Genomic DNA, 15,501 nt, shown 5'->3' with positions numbered 1-15,501 from the left:
CCCTCGACGATGTTCCGGCGCTGGTGCGGATGCGCGCTGATGCCGGCCGACAGGGGGATGGCCACCGGTGACGACCGCGCTCCGTGGCGCGCCGCCTCGGCGCAGTGGTTCGCCGACCGGATGCCGCGGCCGGATGAGTTCGCCGCGTTCCTGGTCGACAACACCGAACTGGGCGTGGTGTCGTGCGCGGTCGGCTCGAGCGGGCTGCAGGGTCACGTGTCCAACGTGAGCACCGATCCGCGGCGGCGCCGGCTGGGCCATGCCCGGGCCTGTCTTGACGCGCTGCTCGCCTGGTTCGAGCAGGAGACGCGTGTGCGGTGGTCAGTCTCAACGCCACCGGGGACGGGGCAGGTCTGTACGAGTCGTTCGGGTTCGCGCCGCCCCGGCACCACCCCTCTTTGCAGCTGCGGACGGCCGGGCCGTCGGTCTGAGAGGCTGCCGGTGGCCTCCGTCCGCCGGATCGCAGGTCACCCGACAGCCGCTGAGCCGTCCGCAGCGGCTCAGCCGTACGACAGGTTGCTGCAGGGGTCGTCGTCGGCCGAGCGGGCTTCGTCGGCTACGGCGGACGGCACTGCGTCGGATGTCGCGGGGGCGGCTGCGGGGTTGTCGGCGTAGTCGCTGCCGACAATCACCTGGATTCCGGCGGCGGCCGACTCCGTGGTCCGCGCTCCCGCGAAGAGCCGGGCCGTGGTCTCGGCCTTGTCCCGCAGGCCCGGGCCGTAGGTGACGAGGGTGTGGGTCTGGTCCTGGGAGTTCGCGGTGGCCGTGCCGGTGACGGTGAAGCCGTGCGAGCGCAGGAGCTTCGCCGCGTCGGCCGCGAGTCCGGTCACGGTGGTGCCGTTGTAGACGGCCACGTCGATGCCCGTGCCGGAGACGGGAGCGGTGGCAGAGGGCGACGCCCCGCCGGATGCGGTGGCCGGGCCGTCTCCTCCCGCCTTGCCTGCGGCGTTCTGGCCGTCGAGTGTGCGGTCGGCCTTCAGGGACGCCCACAGCGCGCCGGCGTCCGGTTCCACGATCGCGACGCGGGCGCCCTGGTAGCGCCAGGGGACGGTGACGAACTTCGTGTTGTGCAGGTCGACGTTCTTCATCGACATGGCGAACGACAGCAGCCGGTCGGCCGATCCGAGCCCCGGGTCCACGGTCATCGCGTCGGTCGCCGCGTTGGCGAGCGGCAGCAGGGTGGTGGGGCTCAGGCCACGGGACTTGACCTCCTTCACGAGGGAACCGACGAAGGCCTGCTGCCGCTTGATGCGCCCTATGTCGGAGCCGTCGCCGATGCCGTGCCGGATCCGTACGTAGTCGAGTGCCCGCTGTCCGGAGACCGACTGCGGGCCCTTGGCGAGGACCAGGGTTCCCCGGGTGGTTCGCTTGGGGTTCAGATCGCGCTGGTAGATGTCCTTCGGCAGACAGACGGGCACTCCTCCGACGGCCGAGGTCAGCGCGGAGAAGCCTGCGAAGTCGACCACGATGGTGTGGTCGACACGCAGGCCGGTGAGGTGTTCGACCGTGTTCTGGGTGCAGGCGGGGTTGCCCTCGGCCGTCTCCCCCACCGAGAACGCCGCGTTGAAGATGGTGTGGTGCTGCGGGGTCGTCCAGCTGCCGTCGGGCATTTTGCAGGCCGGAATGTCGACGAGTGTGTCGCGGGGGATGGACACGGCGACGGCATGCTTGTGGTCGGCGTAGACATGCAGCAGGAACGCGGTGTCGGAGCGCCCGACGTCGCCCGTGCCACCGCCGAGCCCGCTGTTGGCGCCCGATCGTGAGTCCGACCCGATGACAAGGACGTTCTGTCCTTTGGACGTGTCGGGCGGCCGGTCGCCCGACACTCCGTCGGCGCTGAATGTGTCGATGCTGCCGGTCAGTTTGAGGTACCCCCAACCGACTCCGGCGACCAGCAGTACCAGGAAGGAGAGCCCGAACAGGGCCGTCCGCCGCAGACGACTCCTCCGTCCCCCTGCCGCTGCCGCCTTGTGACTGCCTGCCATTGGCCACCCCGTTCGTCCGGCTTCCATGCAGTCGGACTCGCACCGCACACACATGGTTGTACAGTTGCGCAATGTAGCAAGTGTTTTCGCCCGGATGGATCACCGGACCCGTCCATCGTCGGTCCGATCCGCTGTCCACAAATGCCTGCCGGAAACATTGACCGGAAGACACCCGAAGAAAGGGCGTGAAGCGCATGCTGCGCAACGGCCTCGAACCCTGGCACCTGGTGATCGTCGCGATCGTCGTGCTGATGCTGTTCGGCTCGAAGAAGCTGCCGGACACCGCCCGCGCCCTGGGCAAATCCATGCGGATCCTGAAGAGTGAGGCGAAGGCCATGAAGGAGGAGTCTCCTCGGTGAGCGGCGCGGCCGCAATCGCCGCACCGGCTCGCCACTTCATGGCTTGCGCAATCAGGGAACCCTGAGGGCAGGGCCGTCGTTCAACTCGGTGACGGCCGAAGAAGCGCTGATCAGAAGTAGTGCCGATCGGCGGATCATTGAATCATTGGAGGAAGTTCATGGGTGTGACCCTGGCCAAGGGCGGCAACGTCTCCTTGTCGAAGGAGGCGCCCGGCCTGACCGCGGTGACGGTCGGCCTGGGCTGGGACGTACGGACGACGACGGGCGCCGATCACGACCTCGACGCCAGCGCACTGCTGTGCTCGGAGAGCGGCAAGGTCCTCTCCGACCAGCACTTCGTCTTCTACAACAACCTCAACAGCCCGGACGGTTCCGTCCAGCACACCGGTGACAATCTGACGGGCGAGGGCGAGGGCGACGACGAGTCCATCAATGTGGACCTGGCGGGCGTCCCTGCGGATGTCGCGAAGATCGTCTTCCCGGTCTCCATCCATGACGCGCAGAGCCGGGGGCAGAGTTTCGGCCAGGTGCGCAACGCCTTCATCCGTGTGGTGAACCGGGCCAACGGCGTGGAGCTCGCCCGCTACGACCTGAGCGAGGACGCGTCGACGGAGACGGCGATGGTGTTCGGCGAGCTGTACCGGCACGGAGCGGAGTGGAAGTTCCGCGCGGTCGGCCAGGGGTACGCCTCCGGCCTGGCGGGTATCGCGTCCGACTACGGCGTCAACGTCTGACCTATCGCTGCCGTGAACCGGATCTGCACGGGTCCCGGTCCGCACTCCGGCATACGGAGCGCGGACCGGGACCCGTTCCGCTTCACCGGAGCCCGGCGGCTCCCGGCGCCTTCGTCCCGCTGCGACTGATCGCACTGGGCCACCAGGCCTTCGGACCGATGTCCACGACCAGCGCCGGCGCGAGCAGTGAACGCACCACCAGGGTGTCCAGGAGCACGCCGAAGGCCACGATGAAGGCGATCTGAGCGAGGAACGCCAGCGGAATGACGATCAGCGCGGCAAACGTGGCGGCCAGCACCACCCCCGCCGAGGTGATCACCCCGCCCGTGCTGACCAGTCCGCGCAGTACGCCCTGCCGGGCCCCGTGCGCCAACGCCTCCTCCCGGACACGCGACATCAGAAAGATGTTGTAGTCCACGCCAAGGGCCACCAGGAAGACGAACCCGTACAGCGGCACGGAGGCATCCGTTCCGCTGAACCCGAAGGCATGCTTGAAGACCAGCGCCGAAACGCCCAGGGTCGCCAGGAAGTTGAGCCCCACGGTGGCCACCAGCAGGACCGGGATCAGCACGGATCGCAGCAGCCCCATCAGGATCACCAGAATGATGGCGAGCACCACCGGCACGATGACGCCGCGGTCGTGCCCGGCCGTCTGCTGGGTGTCGTACTGCTGCGCGGTGTAACCGCCGACGAGCGCGTCGGCTCCCGGGATCGCGTGCACGGCGGTGCGCAGGCGCTGGATCGTGGCCTTGGCCGCATCACTGTCCGCGGCGTCCGTCAGCGTTGCGTCGATGCGCACGCGGCCGTCCACCACGACGGGCGGACCGCCACCCGGCCGTCCGGAAGCCGTCACGGGTGCCGCGGAGGCGACACCTCGCGTCCCCTCGGCCGCAGCGGTCACCTCGGCGGCGCGGGCACTGTTGGCGACGACGACCGCGGGGTTGCCCGATCCGCCCGGGAAGTGCTTCCCCAGGGTGGCCTGCGCCGAGACGGACGGGGCGTCGTTCACGAAGATCTCGTCCAGCGGTACGCCCTGCGACTTCAGCGTGGGCGCGAACGCCGCACAGGCGACCAGGACCAGGGAGGTGGAGATCCAGACCTTGCGCGGGGTGCGGTCGACTCGGGCCGCGACCCGTCGCCAGATGCCGTGTCCCCCGGCCGCCTCGTCCGCCGGGCGCGGTTTCGCCGGCCAGTAGGCGGCCCGGCCGCACAGGACCAGCACCGCCGGCAGGAAGGTCAGTGTGCTCAGCACCGCGCAGACGATGCCGATGGCCCCCACCGGGCCGAGCGCCCGGTTGTTCGTCAGATCGCTCAGCAGCAGCGCGAGCAGGCCGAGGGCCACGGTTGCGGCGCTCGCGGTGACGGCCCCGAAGGAGCGGCGCAGCGCGGCTACGGCCGCGGCCGTGCGGTCGCCGTGCCGGGTGAGCTCCTCGCGGAAGCGTGCGGTGAGCAGCAGCGCGTAGTCGGTGGCCGCGCCGATCACCAGAATCGACAGAATGCCCTGGACCTGGCCGTCCACACGCACGACGTCGTGGTCCGCGAGGACGTAGACGATCGCGCAGGCGAGTCCGAGGGCGAGGACGGAGCTGAAGATGATCAGGAACGGCAGCAGCAGACTTCGGTAGACGAGAAGCAGGATCACCAGCACTGCGGCGAGTGCGACGCCCAGCAGCAGCCCGTCGATCCCGGCGAAGGCGTCCTTGAGGTCGGCCTGGCTGGCCGCGGGTCCGGCGATCCCTGCCGTGGTGCCCGCCACCGTACCTGCTGCCTCACGTACCCGGTCGAGCGTGCCGGGCAGTGCGTCCCCCAGGCCGGAGCTGAGTTGCACGACACCGGAGAGCGCCTCGCCGCCCTCGGAAGGCAGTGCGGGCGAAGGCGTTCCGACGACTCCCGGCACCCCGGCCAGGGAGGCGAGTGCCCGGGTGGACGCGGCCTGAGCACCCGCCGGGAGCGGGCCCCGCTCGCTTGTCCAGACGACGATCGCGGGTACGGTTCCGGACCGCTGGAACTCCTTCTGGGCCTCGGACACCTTCGTCGACTCCGCGCTGCGCGGCAGGAACGCGGCCTGGTCGTTCGTGGACACCTCGCCGAGCTTTCCGGCGTACGGGCCCAGCGTCCCGCCGATGCCGAGCCAGACGACGAGCAGGGCCACGGGCACCAGCCAACGGACGATGCGGTGCCGCGGTACGGGCTTCATTGCTTCCCCAGAGGTCGGTGCACGATCACGGTCTCTCAATCATTCATTATCTCAATGATTGAGAGATATTACTCTGGAGGTATGCGCACCGCAGACAGAGGCCCGGACAGAGGCATGGACGACGGACCCACCGGGCTCCAGTCGTTCGCTGTCCTGCTGCGCCGGATGAACAGCGAGTTCAATCGCATCGCCCACGAGTTCGCCCAGTCCCAGGGCCTGCATCCCACGGATGTGCAGGCGCTCATCGCGATCCTCGACGCCGAGCGCACCGGGACGGGGGCGGCCATGACTCCGGGGAGACTGCGTGAACAGCTCGACCTCACCTCAGGCGCGGTGACAGCGTGTCTGGACCGCCTGGAGCGCGCGGGGCACATCCGGCGGGTCCGGGACAACAGCGACCGTCGGATGGTGCATCTGCACTACGCCGCCGCGGCGAAGGCGGTGGCCCGCGACTTCTTCATGCCACTGGCGGACAGCACGGACTCGGCCCGGCGCCAGTTCGACGAGGCCGAACTGGCGGTCGTGGTGCGCTTCCTGGACGCCATGAACGACGAGCTGGCCCAGTTGCGCAAGGACGGGCGGCAGCCCTGAGCGGGGGCGTCCGGTCGGACGGTGCTCAGAGTGCCCGCAGGCCGGTGATCACCTCGCGGATGATGCGTTCGTCGGGCAGCTGCGCAGGCGGCACGGGGCGGCTGACCCGTACGTAACCCGATTCGAGCAGGTCGCCGAGGAGCACCCGAACGACGCCGACCGGCAGATCGGCGTCGGCGGAGAGTTCCGCGACCGACTGGGTCTCGGTCCGGCAGAGCGTCAGCAGGGTCCGGTGTTCCGGCCCGAGCAGCGCGTCCTTCGAGCTCTTGGACGCGGTGTCGTCGAAGGTGACGAGCGCGATCAGGTCGAAGTGCGCGCCGCCCGGCCCCGGTTCCGTCCGGCCGCCGGTCATGGCGTACGGACGGACCAGCGGGCCCGCGTCGGCGTCGTACCACTGGCTGCCGGGCAGTTCGTACGGCTCGGGGGCGCCCGGGAGGTGTTCCCGGGCCTCGTCGGTACCGGACAAGGTGTCCCAACCTCCTTCAGTCAGCTGCCGACGGGTGTCCGGCGAACCGTGCCGGGGTACGCAGGTGCTCGCCCACCCGGTTGACGAGCCGGGCCATCTCGTAGGCGACCATGCCGATATCGGCGAACGCCGTAGTGAACACGGCGAGGCAGGACCCCTCCCCCGCGGCGGCGACGAACAGGAACCCCTCGTCCATCTCCACCATCGTCCGGCGTACGTCTCCAGCCCTGAAGTGGCGTCCGGCGCCTTTCGCGAGGCTGTGGAACCCGGAGGCGACCGCGGCCAGATGTTCGGCGTCCTCGCGGCTCAGCGTGCTGGACGCGCCGACCGCGAGCCCGTCGCCGGACAGCACGACCACGTGCCGTACCTCGCCGGCTCGCGCCACCAGATCGTCCAGCAGCCAGTCCAGTTCGCCGGAACGGCCGCGGACCCCGGCCCTCTCGTTCGCGATCATGCGGGGTCTCCTTCGGTGAGCGGGCGGGGTTCGGTGGTACGCGGGGGTGGCGCCGGTGTCTCCGGGCCAAAGCCGCCGCCGCGTACCCAGCCGGCCCGGTAGGCGGTCATCCGGTCCCGGACCTGTTCGGGCGTGCGCTCTGCGGATGCGTCCTCGGCCGGGCTGCCCGACGGGGGCGGTTCGGGCCTTGGCTCCTCGCGCAGTTGCGGCACGAGGCTGGCCTGGCGCACCCGGCGGGGCAGGGCGTCGTCCTCGCCCCGCTCTGCGTCCGGAGGCGGGGCATCGCCTGTTTCGTCCGCCCGGCGGGGCCGCGGGCGCAACGCGGTCACCCGGGTTTCCGGGCCCGTGTGGGACTCCAGTGCGGGAACGGCGACGGGCGCGGGAAAGGCCGTGGTCCGGGCCCGTTCCGGCCGCGCGCCCGGGGCAGAGGGGAAGGAGATCCCCTCGTGCTCGTCGCTACGCCCGGCCGGGTCCCTCCGCAGTGCGGTCTGCTCCGCGGCCGGTGGCAGCGCACTCTGCAGCAGCGCGGTCGGCAGCAGGACCACGGCCGTTGTGCCTCCGTACGGCGAGGTACGCAGCTGGACCTTGATCCGGTGGCGCACGGCGAGCCGGCTGACGACGAACAGGCCGAGCCGGTCGCTGTCGAAGAGGTCGAGCGCCTCGGCCTCTTCGATGCGCCGGTTGGCCTCGGCGAGGAGTTCGGGTCCCATACCGAGACCACGGTCCTCGATCTCCAGCGCGTACCCGTTGCCGACGGGTTCGCCGGTGATGTGCACCCTGGTGTGCGGGGGTGAGAACTGTGCGGCGTTCTCGACCAGTTCGGCGAGCAGGTGGATGAGGTCGGCGACGGCCGTCCCCTTCACCGCGCCGTCGGGCAGCCGGCGGACCTCCACCCTGGCGTAGTCCTCGATCTCGGAGACGGCGGCCCGCACGACGTCGGTCAGGGACACGGGCATGCGCCAGGCCCGTCCCGGGGCGGCGCCGGACAGGATGATCAGGCTCTCGGCGTGCCTGCGCATCCGGGTGGTGAGGTGGTCGAGGCGGAAGAGGTCGCTCAGCTCGTCGGGGTCGTCGGCCCGGCGCTCCATGCTGTCCAGGAGGTTGAGCTGACGGTGGACCAGCACCTGGCTGCGGCGGGCCAGATTGACGAAGACGCCGGAGATGCCGTCCGCGAGTTCGGCCCGTTCGACAGCGGCGCCGAGGGCTGCCCGGTGGACGGTGCCGAGGGCCTCTCCGACCTGCCCGATCTCGTCGTGGGAGGCGGGCCCCGGCGGGGCCTCGGCCTGGATGTCGAGCTCCTCGCCCGCGCGCAGCCGCCGCATCGCCAGGGGCAGTTTGCGCCGGGCGATCTCCAGGGCGCTGTTGCGGAGGCTGACCAGTTCCACGACGAGCCCGCGGCCGATGCGCACCGAGATCACGAGGGAGGCGGCGACAGCGACACAGCCGAAGATCACGGCGGCCCCGGACGTGCTGAGCAGCGCGCGGGCGAGCGGGTCGGCGCGGTCCCCGGCTCCGGTGCCGATGCGGCTCAGTTCGCCCCGTACATCGGCCGCGGCCGGCTGCCAGTCGTCGGCGGGCACGGCACGGGCCGCCTCCCGGCCGGGTGCGGCGGCGAGCACGGTGTCCTCGGCCGCCTGGATCGTGCGGTAGGAGGGATGGACGGCGAACTTCTTCCAGGCGGCGCGTTCGGCGGCGGGCAGATCGGCGCCCGCGGTCTCGGTGAGGCTGCGCCGGGTGGCCACCGCCCCGGCGAAGAGCCGCAGCGGCCCGTCCTTCAGGGTGCCGGTATGCCCGGCCGTGGTCAGCAGCGCGTCCTCACGGGCCAGCATCTCGTCGGCGCGGGCGAGTTCGAGCAGGACCCGGGCGTCGGATCCCAGGGCGTCGTCCTGTATCCCGGTGAGGGCGCCTGAGACGGCGAAGGCGGCGGTGACGGTCTCGGTGTACCGGTCGTACACGGCTTCCTCGTCGCCTCCGCCGGCCGGGCCGTCCGCTGCCCGTGCGCCGGTGCGAAGCTCCTTGGCGAGATCCAGGAAGTGTTCGAGGCGGCCGGCCACGCCGCCTGGGAGGCTGCCCGCTTCGGCGATGGTGTGGCTGTCGTCGAGCCGCAGGGCGGCGAGTGTCGTGTCGGTGTGCCCGGCCCGCTCCTCCAGCGCGGTGGTGCGGGTACCGCTGGGGTCCACAGCCTGGAGCATGGCCGCCGCGCGCTCGTCCTGCAGCGCCGTGACCGCGGCCGCCACCGGCGCCCTTACCTCCTCGTCAACCCGCTGCAACTGGCGCAGCCGGGCGACATCCTGGGATGTCGACACGGTGGCGAAACCCCACAGGACGAGCAGTGAGACGACCGGCACCGTGAGCAGCGAGATGATCTTCGCGCGGACCGTCCTGGGGCGCAGGGTCTGGCGTCCTCGCGGCACGGACCTTCCGTCGGCCGGCGCCGGTCCGTCGTACTCGGTGGTCTCGTCGGCCGGTGGTCCGGCGTGTGCGCGGCGCCCTCGGGCGGGCACCGGCGGGGTGCCGGGCCGGGCGTCGGCGGCGCCGGCGTCCGGGATCGTGCGGGGTGGGCGCATGGCCTCCTCGTTCCAGTTCATGGGCTGGGTGCGGCGCTGTCGGGCGGGCCGGACCGTGCGTCAGCGGGTGCCTGCGGGTGAGGCATCAGGGCTGCGGACCGTGCGACGTGAGCGGGTGTCCGGTCCCCGCCGGACGGGTCCGGCCGCGGATGCGGGTTCCGCGTCGGCGGGAGTCCCGGCGCGCTCGGCGAAGACGTAGGCGGCGCGTTCCCGGGCCGTGGGCGAGAGGGCCACGAAAGCCGAGGTCAGAAAGAGGTAGGAGCCGAGGCCGACGGCGAGCGGGAAGATGAACTGCATGGCCGTGGCCCCCTGGAGCTCGCTTCCCGAGGGCGTCACCCGCACCGTCACGGCGAACATTCCGGTGTAGTGCATGCTGCTGACCGCCGCACCCATGACAAGGGAGGCAAGGGCCACCGCACGCGGTGACTTGATGTTGAGCGCCGCCCACAGAGCCGCTGTCGCGGCGATCACCGCGATGGCGACGGAGAGGACGACCCGCAGCGGGTCGTAGTGGATGGTGCCGTGCAGCCGCAGTGCCGTCATGCCGAGGTAGTGCATGCTGGCGACGCCGAGCCCGGTGGCGAAGCCGCCGAGCAGCAGCGCCCTGGTCCGGTCGCGGCTGTAGCCGACCGCGAAGACGCCGCCGCCGACCACGACCATGGCGCCGAGCAGGCTCAGGAAGGTCAGCGGCGCGTTGTAGCGGATGTCGGTCCCGTACACGCCGAAGCCGAGCATCGCCACGAAGTGCATGGTCCAGATGCCCGACCCGATGGCCGATGCGGCCGTGATCAGCCAGTTGCGGCGCGAGCGCCCGGTCGCCTCCAGCGCGCGCACGGTGCAGCTGAGTCCGAGTGCGGAGCCGATGCAGGCCATCGCGTACGACAGCAGAGGTGTCAGCCAGCCGAAGGTGGCGTGGTCCAGGTGTCCCATGACTCCCAGACGCTAGTCGCGGCCGGGGTGCGCGCCCCGGGCGCATTCGAAAGCTGCCGGAATATGACAGAGAGACACTCCCGAACGATCACACCGTGGTCGAACATGCACCCCGATCCATGCCGATTCGTTCGAGCGGCCGTTGCGCGATCATGTCCGCATGGCCGATGACCACACACACGTCCAGGACTTCTTCACCGCCCGCGCCGCGAGCTGGGACGCCCGCTTCCCCGACGACGGTCCCGCCTACGCCGCGGCGGTCTCCGCACTCGGACTGCGCGCGGGCGACGCCGTGCTCGACGCGGGATGCGGTACGGGACGGGCGCTTCCCGCCCTGCGGGATGCGGTCGGTCCCGGGGGCACGGTGCTGGGCGCCGACCTCACCACGGCCATGCTGGAGTCCGCGGCACGCGCGGGCCGCGACCGCAGCGGACTGCTGCTCCAGGCCGACGCCGCCCGGCTGCCGCTGCGGTCGCATGCGCTCGACGCGGTGTTCGCGGCCGGGCTGATCTCGCATCTGCCGCAACCGGGGCGGTATCTGGCGGAACTGGCCCGGGTGGTGCGGCCGGGCGGGCTGCTGGCACTCTTCCATCCCATCGGCAGGGCGGCACTGGCCGCGCGGCACGGCCGCAACCTCACCGAAGCCGATCTGCGGGCGGAGCACAACCTCCGCCCGCTACTGACCCGTTCGGGCTGGCGGCTGGATACGTACATCGACGAGGAGGCCCGCTTCCTCGTCCTTGCCGAACGGATGGGCTGATGGCCCCTCGGTGTCGCACGCACGGTGCCGGACGGGCTCATACCCCCGGTGGCGCACGCACCGCACCGGCCGGCCCCCTCACCCGGCCGGGGTGTCCGGGCGACGGAGGTGCGGGACCGGACAGCCTCCCGTGCCGAGTGTGGGAAACGTGCCGAGTGCGGACACCTCGTAGCCGCCCGGGTAGCTCTTGATCTCGGGATTCTGGCGGGCGTAGTGCGGGGTGGTGCGAGGGGGCAACAGACGCACCGCGCGGGCCCTCAGGCGCAGAGCGCCCCGGGTGAGGCCCCGTGCCACCGGCCCCGGACGCTCGTACCGGAAGGCCCGCAGCAGCGAGTCGTCGAGGAGGGCGAGGCTCGCGCCGCGCACGACCGGCGCCAGGGGCCGCGGGTACCAGGAGGCCATCAGCTCCAGCGTGGCGTCCGACACCGCCCGCGCTCCCTCGTCCCAGCCGAAGTGCTCCCTCTCGTAGGCGTCGAGGGTGCGCTCGAAGTCCTCGTACGTGAGCGGCAGGTCCTTGATGCCCATGTGGGCGCCCAGGGTCCGGTAGTAGGCGGCGCAGGCCCGCAACTCGTGCCCGCACAGCCGACGCCATCCATAGGAGTCGAGCCAGCGCTTCGGGGTGACGACGAAGGTGCACAGCACATAACGCATGTCGTCGTTGCTGATGTCGTAGCTGCGGTGCATCTGGTTGATCCGGCGGATGGCCGTACGCCCCGGGTCGCTGTCGAACCCGTGCTCGACGACGGCGTCCAGGAGCAGCGCGGTGTCGTCGTACCTTTTCTGCGCACGTTCCGTCAGCTGAGCTGTTTCGGCAAGGAGTCGGCCGATACGCGGGACGGCATAGGTGCGGTAAAGGGCGAGTTCGAGGGCGCGGGTGATGTCCCAGGGGAATTCGTACGTGGCCGTGATCCGGTAGATCTCCAGGAAGTCCCGCTCCGGATCGAGGCGTTGGATGTCCTTCAGCCGGTCGTAGCGCTTCACCGCACTGTCCCCCGTCCTGTCCAGGTCGAGTGTCCAACCCTACGTCTGCGGGCATGACGGTGAGTAGCACGGCGGACAGGGACGGCACGCGCGCTCGGCACGGACCCTCGCGTGCGCACGGTACCGGTCGCACACACACGCATCCAGGAAGGGTGGTCCTCATGGCCGACATGTTCGGCATACTCCGCAGAGCCGTGGCCCCCGGCCGCAAGGACGGCCGGCCCGGCGTTCCCACCAGGGCGCCGGAGCACCGGCAGCACAATCTGTTCGACGCGGCCGCCACGTTCGTCGCGGCGTCGGTGGAGGACGACCAGGAGCGGATGGACGAGGCGAGCGGGTGGGTGTCGCCGGAGGCACTTTCCTTCGGCGTCGGAGAACTGGCCTGCCGGGCGGTCATCGCACTCGCCCGGGAACGCGACGAATCACCGGATGTCGTGGCCCGTACGCTGCTCGGCCTGGCCGCCGAGTGAGAGCCCGTCCACGGCACACCGGAGCGAGGTCTTCTGCGTTGTCAGGGCCTCGACGAGCGGGTTACTCACTGGTTAAGGTGCGCCGACGACAACCATGACGGACGAGGAGGGTGCGGTGACCGGGACGGACAACGCAGTCGCCGACGATGACGCACTGTATGTGCTGACCGCGGTCCTGCTGACCCCTGCGCAGTTCCCGAGCGTTCTCGGCGACGACTACCCGGCGGCGTGTGCGGCGCTCGGCCTCGAACCGTATGCCGACGGGTACGGTCTGATCATGGGCCAGGACAGCGACGGGGCCAGGTGGACCGTCGTCGTCGATGACGTGTCCCTGGTGGCCGTGGCGATAGCGTCCTGGGACTGCGGCATGGAGTACGACCTGTCGCCCGACGACCGCACGGTGGTCTGCGCACTCCCCGGCTGGCCGCTCGCCGTGGCGGTCGCCGCTCCGGGCGTGGCGGCCCCGCACGATCCGTCGCCTGATCCGGAGGCGGACGGCGAGGATCTGCCGCCGCTGGCTCCGCCCGACACCCAGGCGTGGGGGCCGGCTCAGCGTCGCCTCGGCGCGGACGCGATCGCGTTGCAGTGGGCGGTCTGGCGCGAACAGATCGACGACGAGACCGCGTTCGGCCCAGCGGGCGGTGGAGGCACGGGCAGGACCGCCCCGGATGCCGGTTCCGGTGCGCATGGTGACGCGGGTTCGGGCACCGGTTCCGGTGCAGGGGGCGCCGGGGCGGACGCCGGTACAGAGCCCGGCGCGGGTGCCGGTTCCGGTACGGACACTGCCGCCGGTTCCGGCACCGCGGAGAACAGCGCTGCCGCGGGGGACGGCGGCGCCGCGGAGGGCGACGTCGCGGCAGAGCGCGGCGCCCTCTCCGGCACGCATCCCGGCGTCCGGCGGGCTCTCGCGCAGGCCCACTCCTATGTCGATACCCCGCCGCCGCCCGGCCGGGTCCGTTCGTCCTTCGCCACCGGGGAGGCCCGGATGATCCGTGCCGACGGCACCGGCTGGTCCATGGTGGCCAGGACCGACGACATCGCCTTCCTGCTGCTGGACGAGATACCCGGCGAGATCGTGCCGGTCAGGCGCGGCACCAAACTGCCCGGTCTGCTCAAAGCCCTGGACGCGCTGGCGGTGCGGCCCTCCTGAGCATGGCGCCTTCCGGCGCGGGGTTCGGCCGGCGGTCCGGGCTCATACGCGGCACGGTTCGCCCGTGAGGGGAGGGCATCGCCTTGGGAGTGGCCAGCGGCGAGGAGCAGTCGGCGGTTGCCCGATGGCCATCTTCGGCCGGCACCCTCCGCGACGTACGGTCTCGACGAGGCTCCGGAGGCGGCCCGGCTGATGCGGCGCAACCGGCACACACCGTTACGGTCGGCGGGGCCCGGGATCCTGAGATCCCGGGCCCCGCCGACCGTCTTCAGGCACGAGGCCCAATGTCGTCGTGCACGAGCTCAAACATCTGCGCGCGCGGGGTCGAACCGGCACGGTTTGGGCAGGACGGGGCCCTCTACGGCCTTTGCACGGTGCTTGACCGTCGACCGGCTCAGCGGCCGATCTCCTTACGAGTGATCCTGCGGAGCCTGCGCCGCTGGCTGGGATCCAGTGCCAGATAGGCGATCGCGGGTACTCCGATGAGCACCAGCAGGGACAGCCAGAACCCGATGAACGGCATCAGGACGACTGCGACGACAACTCCCCCAATGGCGATCTTTGCGCTGTTCGACATCGTCCACGCCTCCTTCGCGGCCAGTGGCCGCTCCTGCAGTGAGAACGCATGTGCGTGCCCATCGGTTCCAGCCTGCCCCGAACCCGTCCACGACGGTCACCTGAGCGGCGCGCCGACCTCGTGCATGTGGTCGAGTGCCTGGCGGTAGGACTCGATGAGTCCGGTCTCCGCGTACGGCATTCCGAGCGCCTCGCAGTGAGCCTTGACCAGTGGCTGCGCCAGCCGCAGATGCGGGCGGGGCATGCTCGGGAAGAGGTGGTGCTCGATCTGGTAGTTGAGCCCGCCCAGGAACCAGTCGGTGAGGACGGCGCCCCGCACGTTGCGTGAGGTGAGGACCTGGCGCTGCAGGTGTCCCCAGCGGTCGCCGTCGGGGTCGGGCATCTCCATGCCCTTGTGGTTCGGGGCGAAGGCCATGCCCAGGTGAAGGCCGAAGAGCGCGTGGTGCACGAGCGCGAAGACGACGGCCTTCCCGGGCGACATGACGGTGAGCAGCAGCGTGGCGTAGAGGCCGAGGTGGGCGACCAGGAGCAGGGCGGAGAGGGCGCGCTCACGGGCGGGCTGCTGTCGCAGGTACTGGAAGCCGGAGATCTTCAGCGCGATGCCTTCCAGGAGCAGCATCGGGAAGAACAGCCAGGCCTGATTACGGGTGAGCCAGCGGGCGAAGCCTTCGCGCTGCGCTGCTTGCTTCTGGGTCCAGACGAGGGCGCCGACGCCGACGTCCGGGTCCTTGTCCACATGGTTGGGGTTGGCGTGGTGGCGTACGTGTTTGTCGTTCCACCAGGCTTCGTTCATGCCGAGGAGCAGATTGGCGTGCACCAGGCCGATGGCGCGGCTCGCCCTGCGGTCACCGGATATCTGTGCGTGGCCGGCGTCGTGTCCGACGAACGCGGTGCGGGACCAGAAGATGGCGAGGGGCAGAGCGAGCAGCAGGGTCCACCACGTGTTGCCGAGGAGGAACATTCCCGTGAGCACGGCGCCCAGGGCGAGCAGATTGACGGCGATGCCTGCCGCGTACCAACCGGTGCGGCGTTCGAGGAGTCCCTGCCCCTTGACGGCCCGCAGCAGTGGCGCGAAGTCACTTCCTGTACTTCCGGCACATATGTCACTGTCACGGGTTCGTTCCGCGACGGTGGTTGCGGCCTGAGGCATTGTGTCTCCGGTCTTAGAGGTGCGCTGACCTGATGAAACGTACGAGTCGCAGATGTATAGCAGCCATGGAGCCACCACCCGAGGTTTCCTGGTGCCAACCCCCACATTCCGGAGGGGGCTGACTACACCTG

At 70.7% G+C, this 15,501-nt stretch carries 16 protein-coding genes; 7 read left to right on the top strand and 9 right to left on the bottom strand.

The genetic code is table 11. The annotated features are described in order from the left end of the window. Nucleotides 1-9 precede the first annotated feature (9 nt). Nucleotides 10-615, top strand: a complete 606-nt coding sequence (locus tag FHX80_RS36950) for a GNAT family N-acetyltransferase (RefSeq protein WP_425281719.1) — start codon at nt 10-12, stop codon at nt 613-615. Here the strand turns inward: FHX80_RS36950 and FHX80_RS34180 are convergent. Continuing rightward, the gene (locus FHX80_RS34180) at nt 501-1,985 is read right to left on the bottom strand and encodes an LCP family protein (RefSeq protein WP_244318776.1); all 1,485 of its coding nucleotides are present in this window, start codon (nt 1,983-1,985) and stop codon (nt 501-503) included. The two genes, FHX80_RS36950 and FHX80_RS34180, sit on opposite strands and share 115 nt — an antisense overlap. Before the next feature lie 194 nt (nt 1,986-2,179). On the opposite strand from FHX80_RS34180, the gene tatA reads away from it, so the two are divergent. After that, nucleotides 2,180-2,344, top strand: a complete 165-nt coding sequence (tatA, locus tag FHX80_RS34175) for a Sec-independent protein translocase subunit TatA (protein WP_145768414.1) — start codon at nt 2,180-2,182, stop codon at nt 2,342-2,344. A gap of 158 nt (nt 2,345-2,502) precedes the next feature. Beyond that, nucleotides 2,503-3,078 carry a TerD family protein gene (locus tag FHX80_RS34170; protein WP_145768343.1) on the top strand — a complete coding sequence of 192 codons (576 nt, stop codon included), beginning with the start codon at nt 2,503-2,505 and terminating at the stop codon, nt 3,076-3,078. 82 nt (nt 3,079-3,160) lie between these two features. Here FHX80_RS34170 and FHX80_RS34165 read toward each other — a convergent pair whose 3' ends face one another. Beyond that, nucleotides 3,161-5,275, bottom strand: coding sequence for an MMPL family transporter (locus FHX80_RS34165; RefSeq protein WP_208764872.1), 2,115 nt, complete (start codon nt 5,273-5,275; stop codon nt 3,161-3,163). A gap of 81 nt (nt 5,276-5,356) precedes the next feature. Between FHX80_RS34165 and FHX80_RS34160 the strand changes: the two genes are divergently transcribed. Next, the gene (locus tag FHX80_RS34160) at nt 5,357-5,866 is read left to right on the top strand and encodes a MarR family winged helix-turn-helix transcriptional regulator (protein WP_145768342.1); all 510 of its coding nucleotides are present in this window, start codon (nt 5,357-5,359) and stop codon (nt 5,864-5,866) included. A gap of 25 nt (nt 5,867-5,891) precedes the next feature. On the opposite strand, the gene FHX80_RS34155 is transcribed toward FHX80_RS34160, so the two are convergent. Genes FHX80_RS34155 through FHX80_RS34140 form a run of 4 tightly spaced genes read right to left on the bottom strand, consistent with a single transcriptional unit; the run spans nt 5,892 to nt 10,283 of the window. Then, entirely contained in the window at nt 5,892-6,332 is a 441-nt protein-coding gene (locus FHX80_RS34155) for a DUF742 domain-containing protein (protein WP_145768341.1), read from the bottom strand. 16 nt (nt 6,333-6,348) lie between these two features. Continuing rightward, the gene (locus FHX80_RS34150; RefSeq protein WP_145768340.1) at nt 6,349-6,786 is read right to left on the bottom strand and encodes a roadblock/LC7 domain-containing protein; all 438 of its coding nucleotides are present in this window, start codon (nt 6,784-6,786) and stop codon (nt 6,349-6,351) included. Then, complete coding sequence (locus FHX80_RS34145; RefSeq protein ID WP_145768412.1) at nt 6,783-9,353, bottom strand: sensor histidine kinase; 2,571 nt, start codon at nt 9,351-9,353, stop codon at nt 6,783-6,785. The genes FHX80_RS34150 and FHX80_RS34145 overlap by 4 nt, the downstream gene beginning before the upstream one ends. Nucleotides 9,354-9,413: 60 nt before the next feature. Next, a complete protein-coding gene (locus FHX80_RS34140; protein ID WP_145768339.1) occupies nt 9,414-10,283 on the bottom strand; it encodes an MHYT domain-containing protein in 870 nt (289 codons plus the stop codon). Nucleotides 10,284-10,443: 160 nt separating this feature from the next. On the opposite strand from FHX80_RS34140, the gene FHX80_RS34135 reads away from it, so the two are divergent. Further along, a complete protein-coding gene (locus FHX80_RS34135) occupies nt 10,444-11,043 on the top strand; it encodes a class I SAM-dependent methyltransferase (RefSeq protein ID WP_145768338.1) in 600 nt (199 codons plus the stop codon). A 78-nt stretch (nt 11,044-11,121) separates the two neighbouring features. On the opposite strand, the gene FHX80_RS34130 is transcribed toward FHX80_RS34135, so the two are convergent. After that, the gene (locus FHX80_RS34130; RefSeq protein WP_145768337.1) at nt 11,122-12,024 is read right to left on the bottom strand and encodes an oxygenase MpaB family protein; all 903 of its coding nucleotides are present in this window, start codon (nt 12,022-12,024) and stop codon (nt 11,122-11,124) included. Between the two features lie 161 nt (nt 12,025-12,185). Here FHX80_RS34130 and FHX80_RS34125 point away from each other — a divergent pair, with 161 nt between their 5' ends. Then, a complete protein-coding gene (locus tag FHX80_RS34125; protein WP_145768336.1) occupies nt 12,186-12,494 on the top strand; it encodes a hypothetical protein in 309 nt (102 codons plus the stop codon). Between the two features lie 94 nt (nt 12,495-12,588). After that, the gene (locus tag FHX80_RS34120; RefSeq protein WP_167523824.1) at nt 12,589-13,644 is read left to right on the top strand and encodes a hypothetical protein; all 1,056 of its coding nucleotides are present in this window, start codon (nt 12,589-12,591) and stop codon (nt 13,642-13,644) included. 394 nt (nt 13,645-14,038) lie between these two features. Here FHX80_RS34120 and FHX80_RS34115 read toward each other — a convergent pair whose 3' ends face one another. Both FHX80_RS34115 and FHX80_RS34110 read right to left on the bottom strand, forming a co-directional pair. Next, entirely contained in the window at nt 14,039-14,221 is a 183-nt protein-coding gene (locus tag FHX80_RS34115) for a hypothetical protein (protein ID WP_136325839.1), read from the bottom strand. Nucleotides 14,222-14,317: 96 nt separating this feature from the next. Then, complete coding sequence (locus FHX80_RS34110) at nt 14,318-15,370, bottom strand: fatty acid desaturase family protein (RefSeq protein ID WP_145768335.1); 1,053 nt, start codon at nt 15,368-15,370, stop codon at nt 14,318-14,320. Nucleotides 15,371-15,501 lie beyond the last annotated feature (131 nt).

The sequence above is a fragment of the Streptomyces brevispora genome (assembly GCF_007829885.1).
GTDB lineage: Bacteria > Actinomycetota > Actinomycetes > Streptomycetales > Streptomycetaceae > Streptomyces > Streptomyces brevispora.
This window is presented reverse-complemented; position numbering and strand designations above follow the sequence as displayed.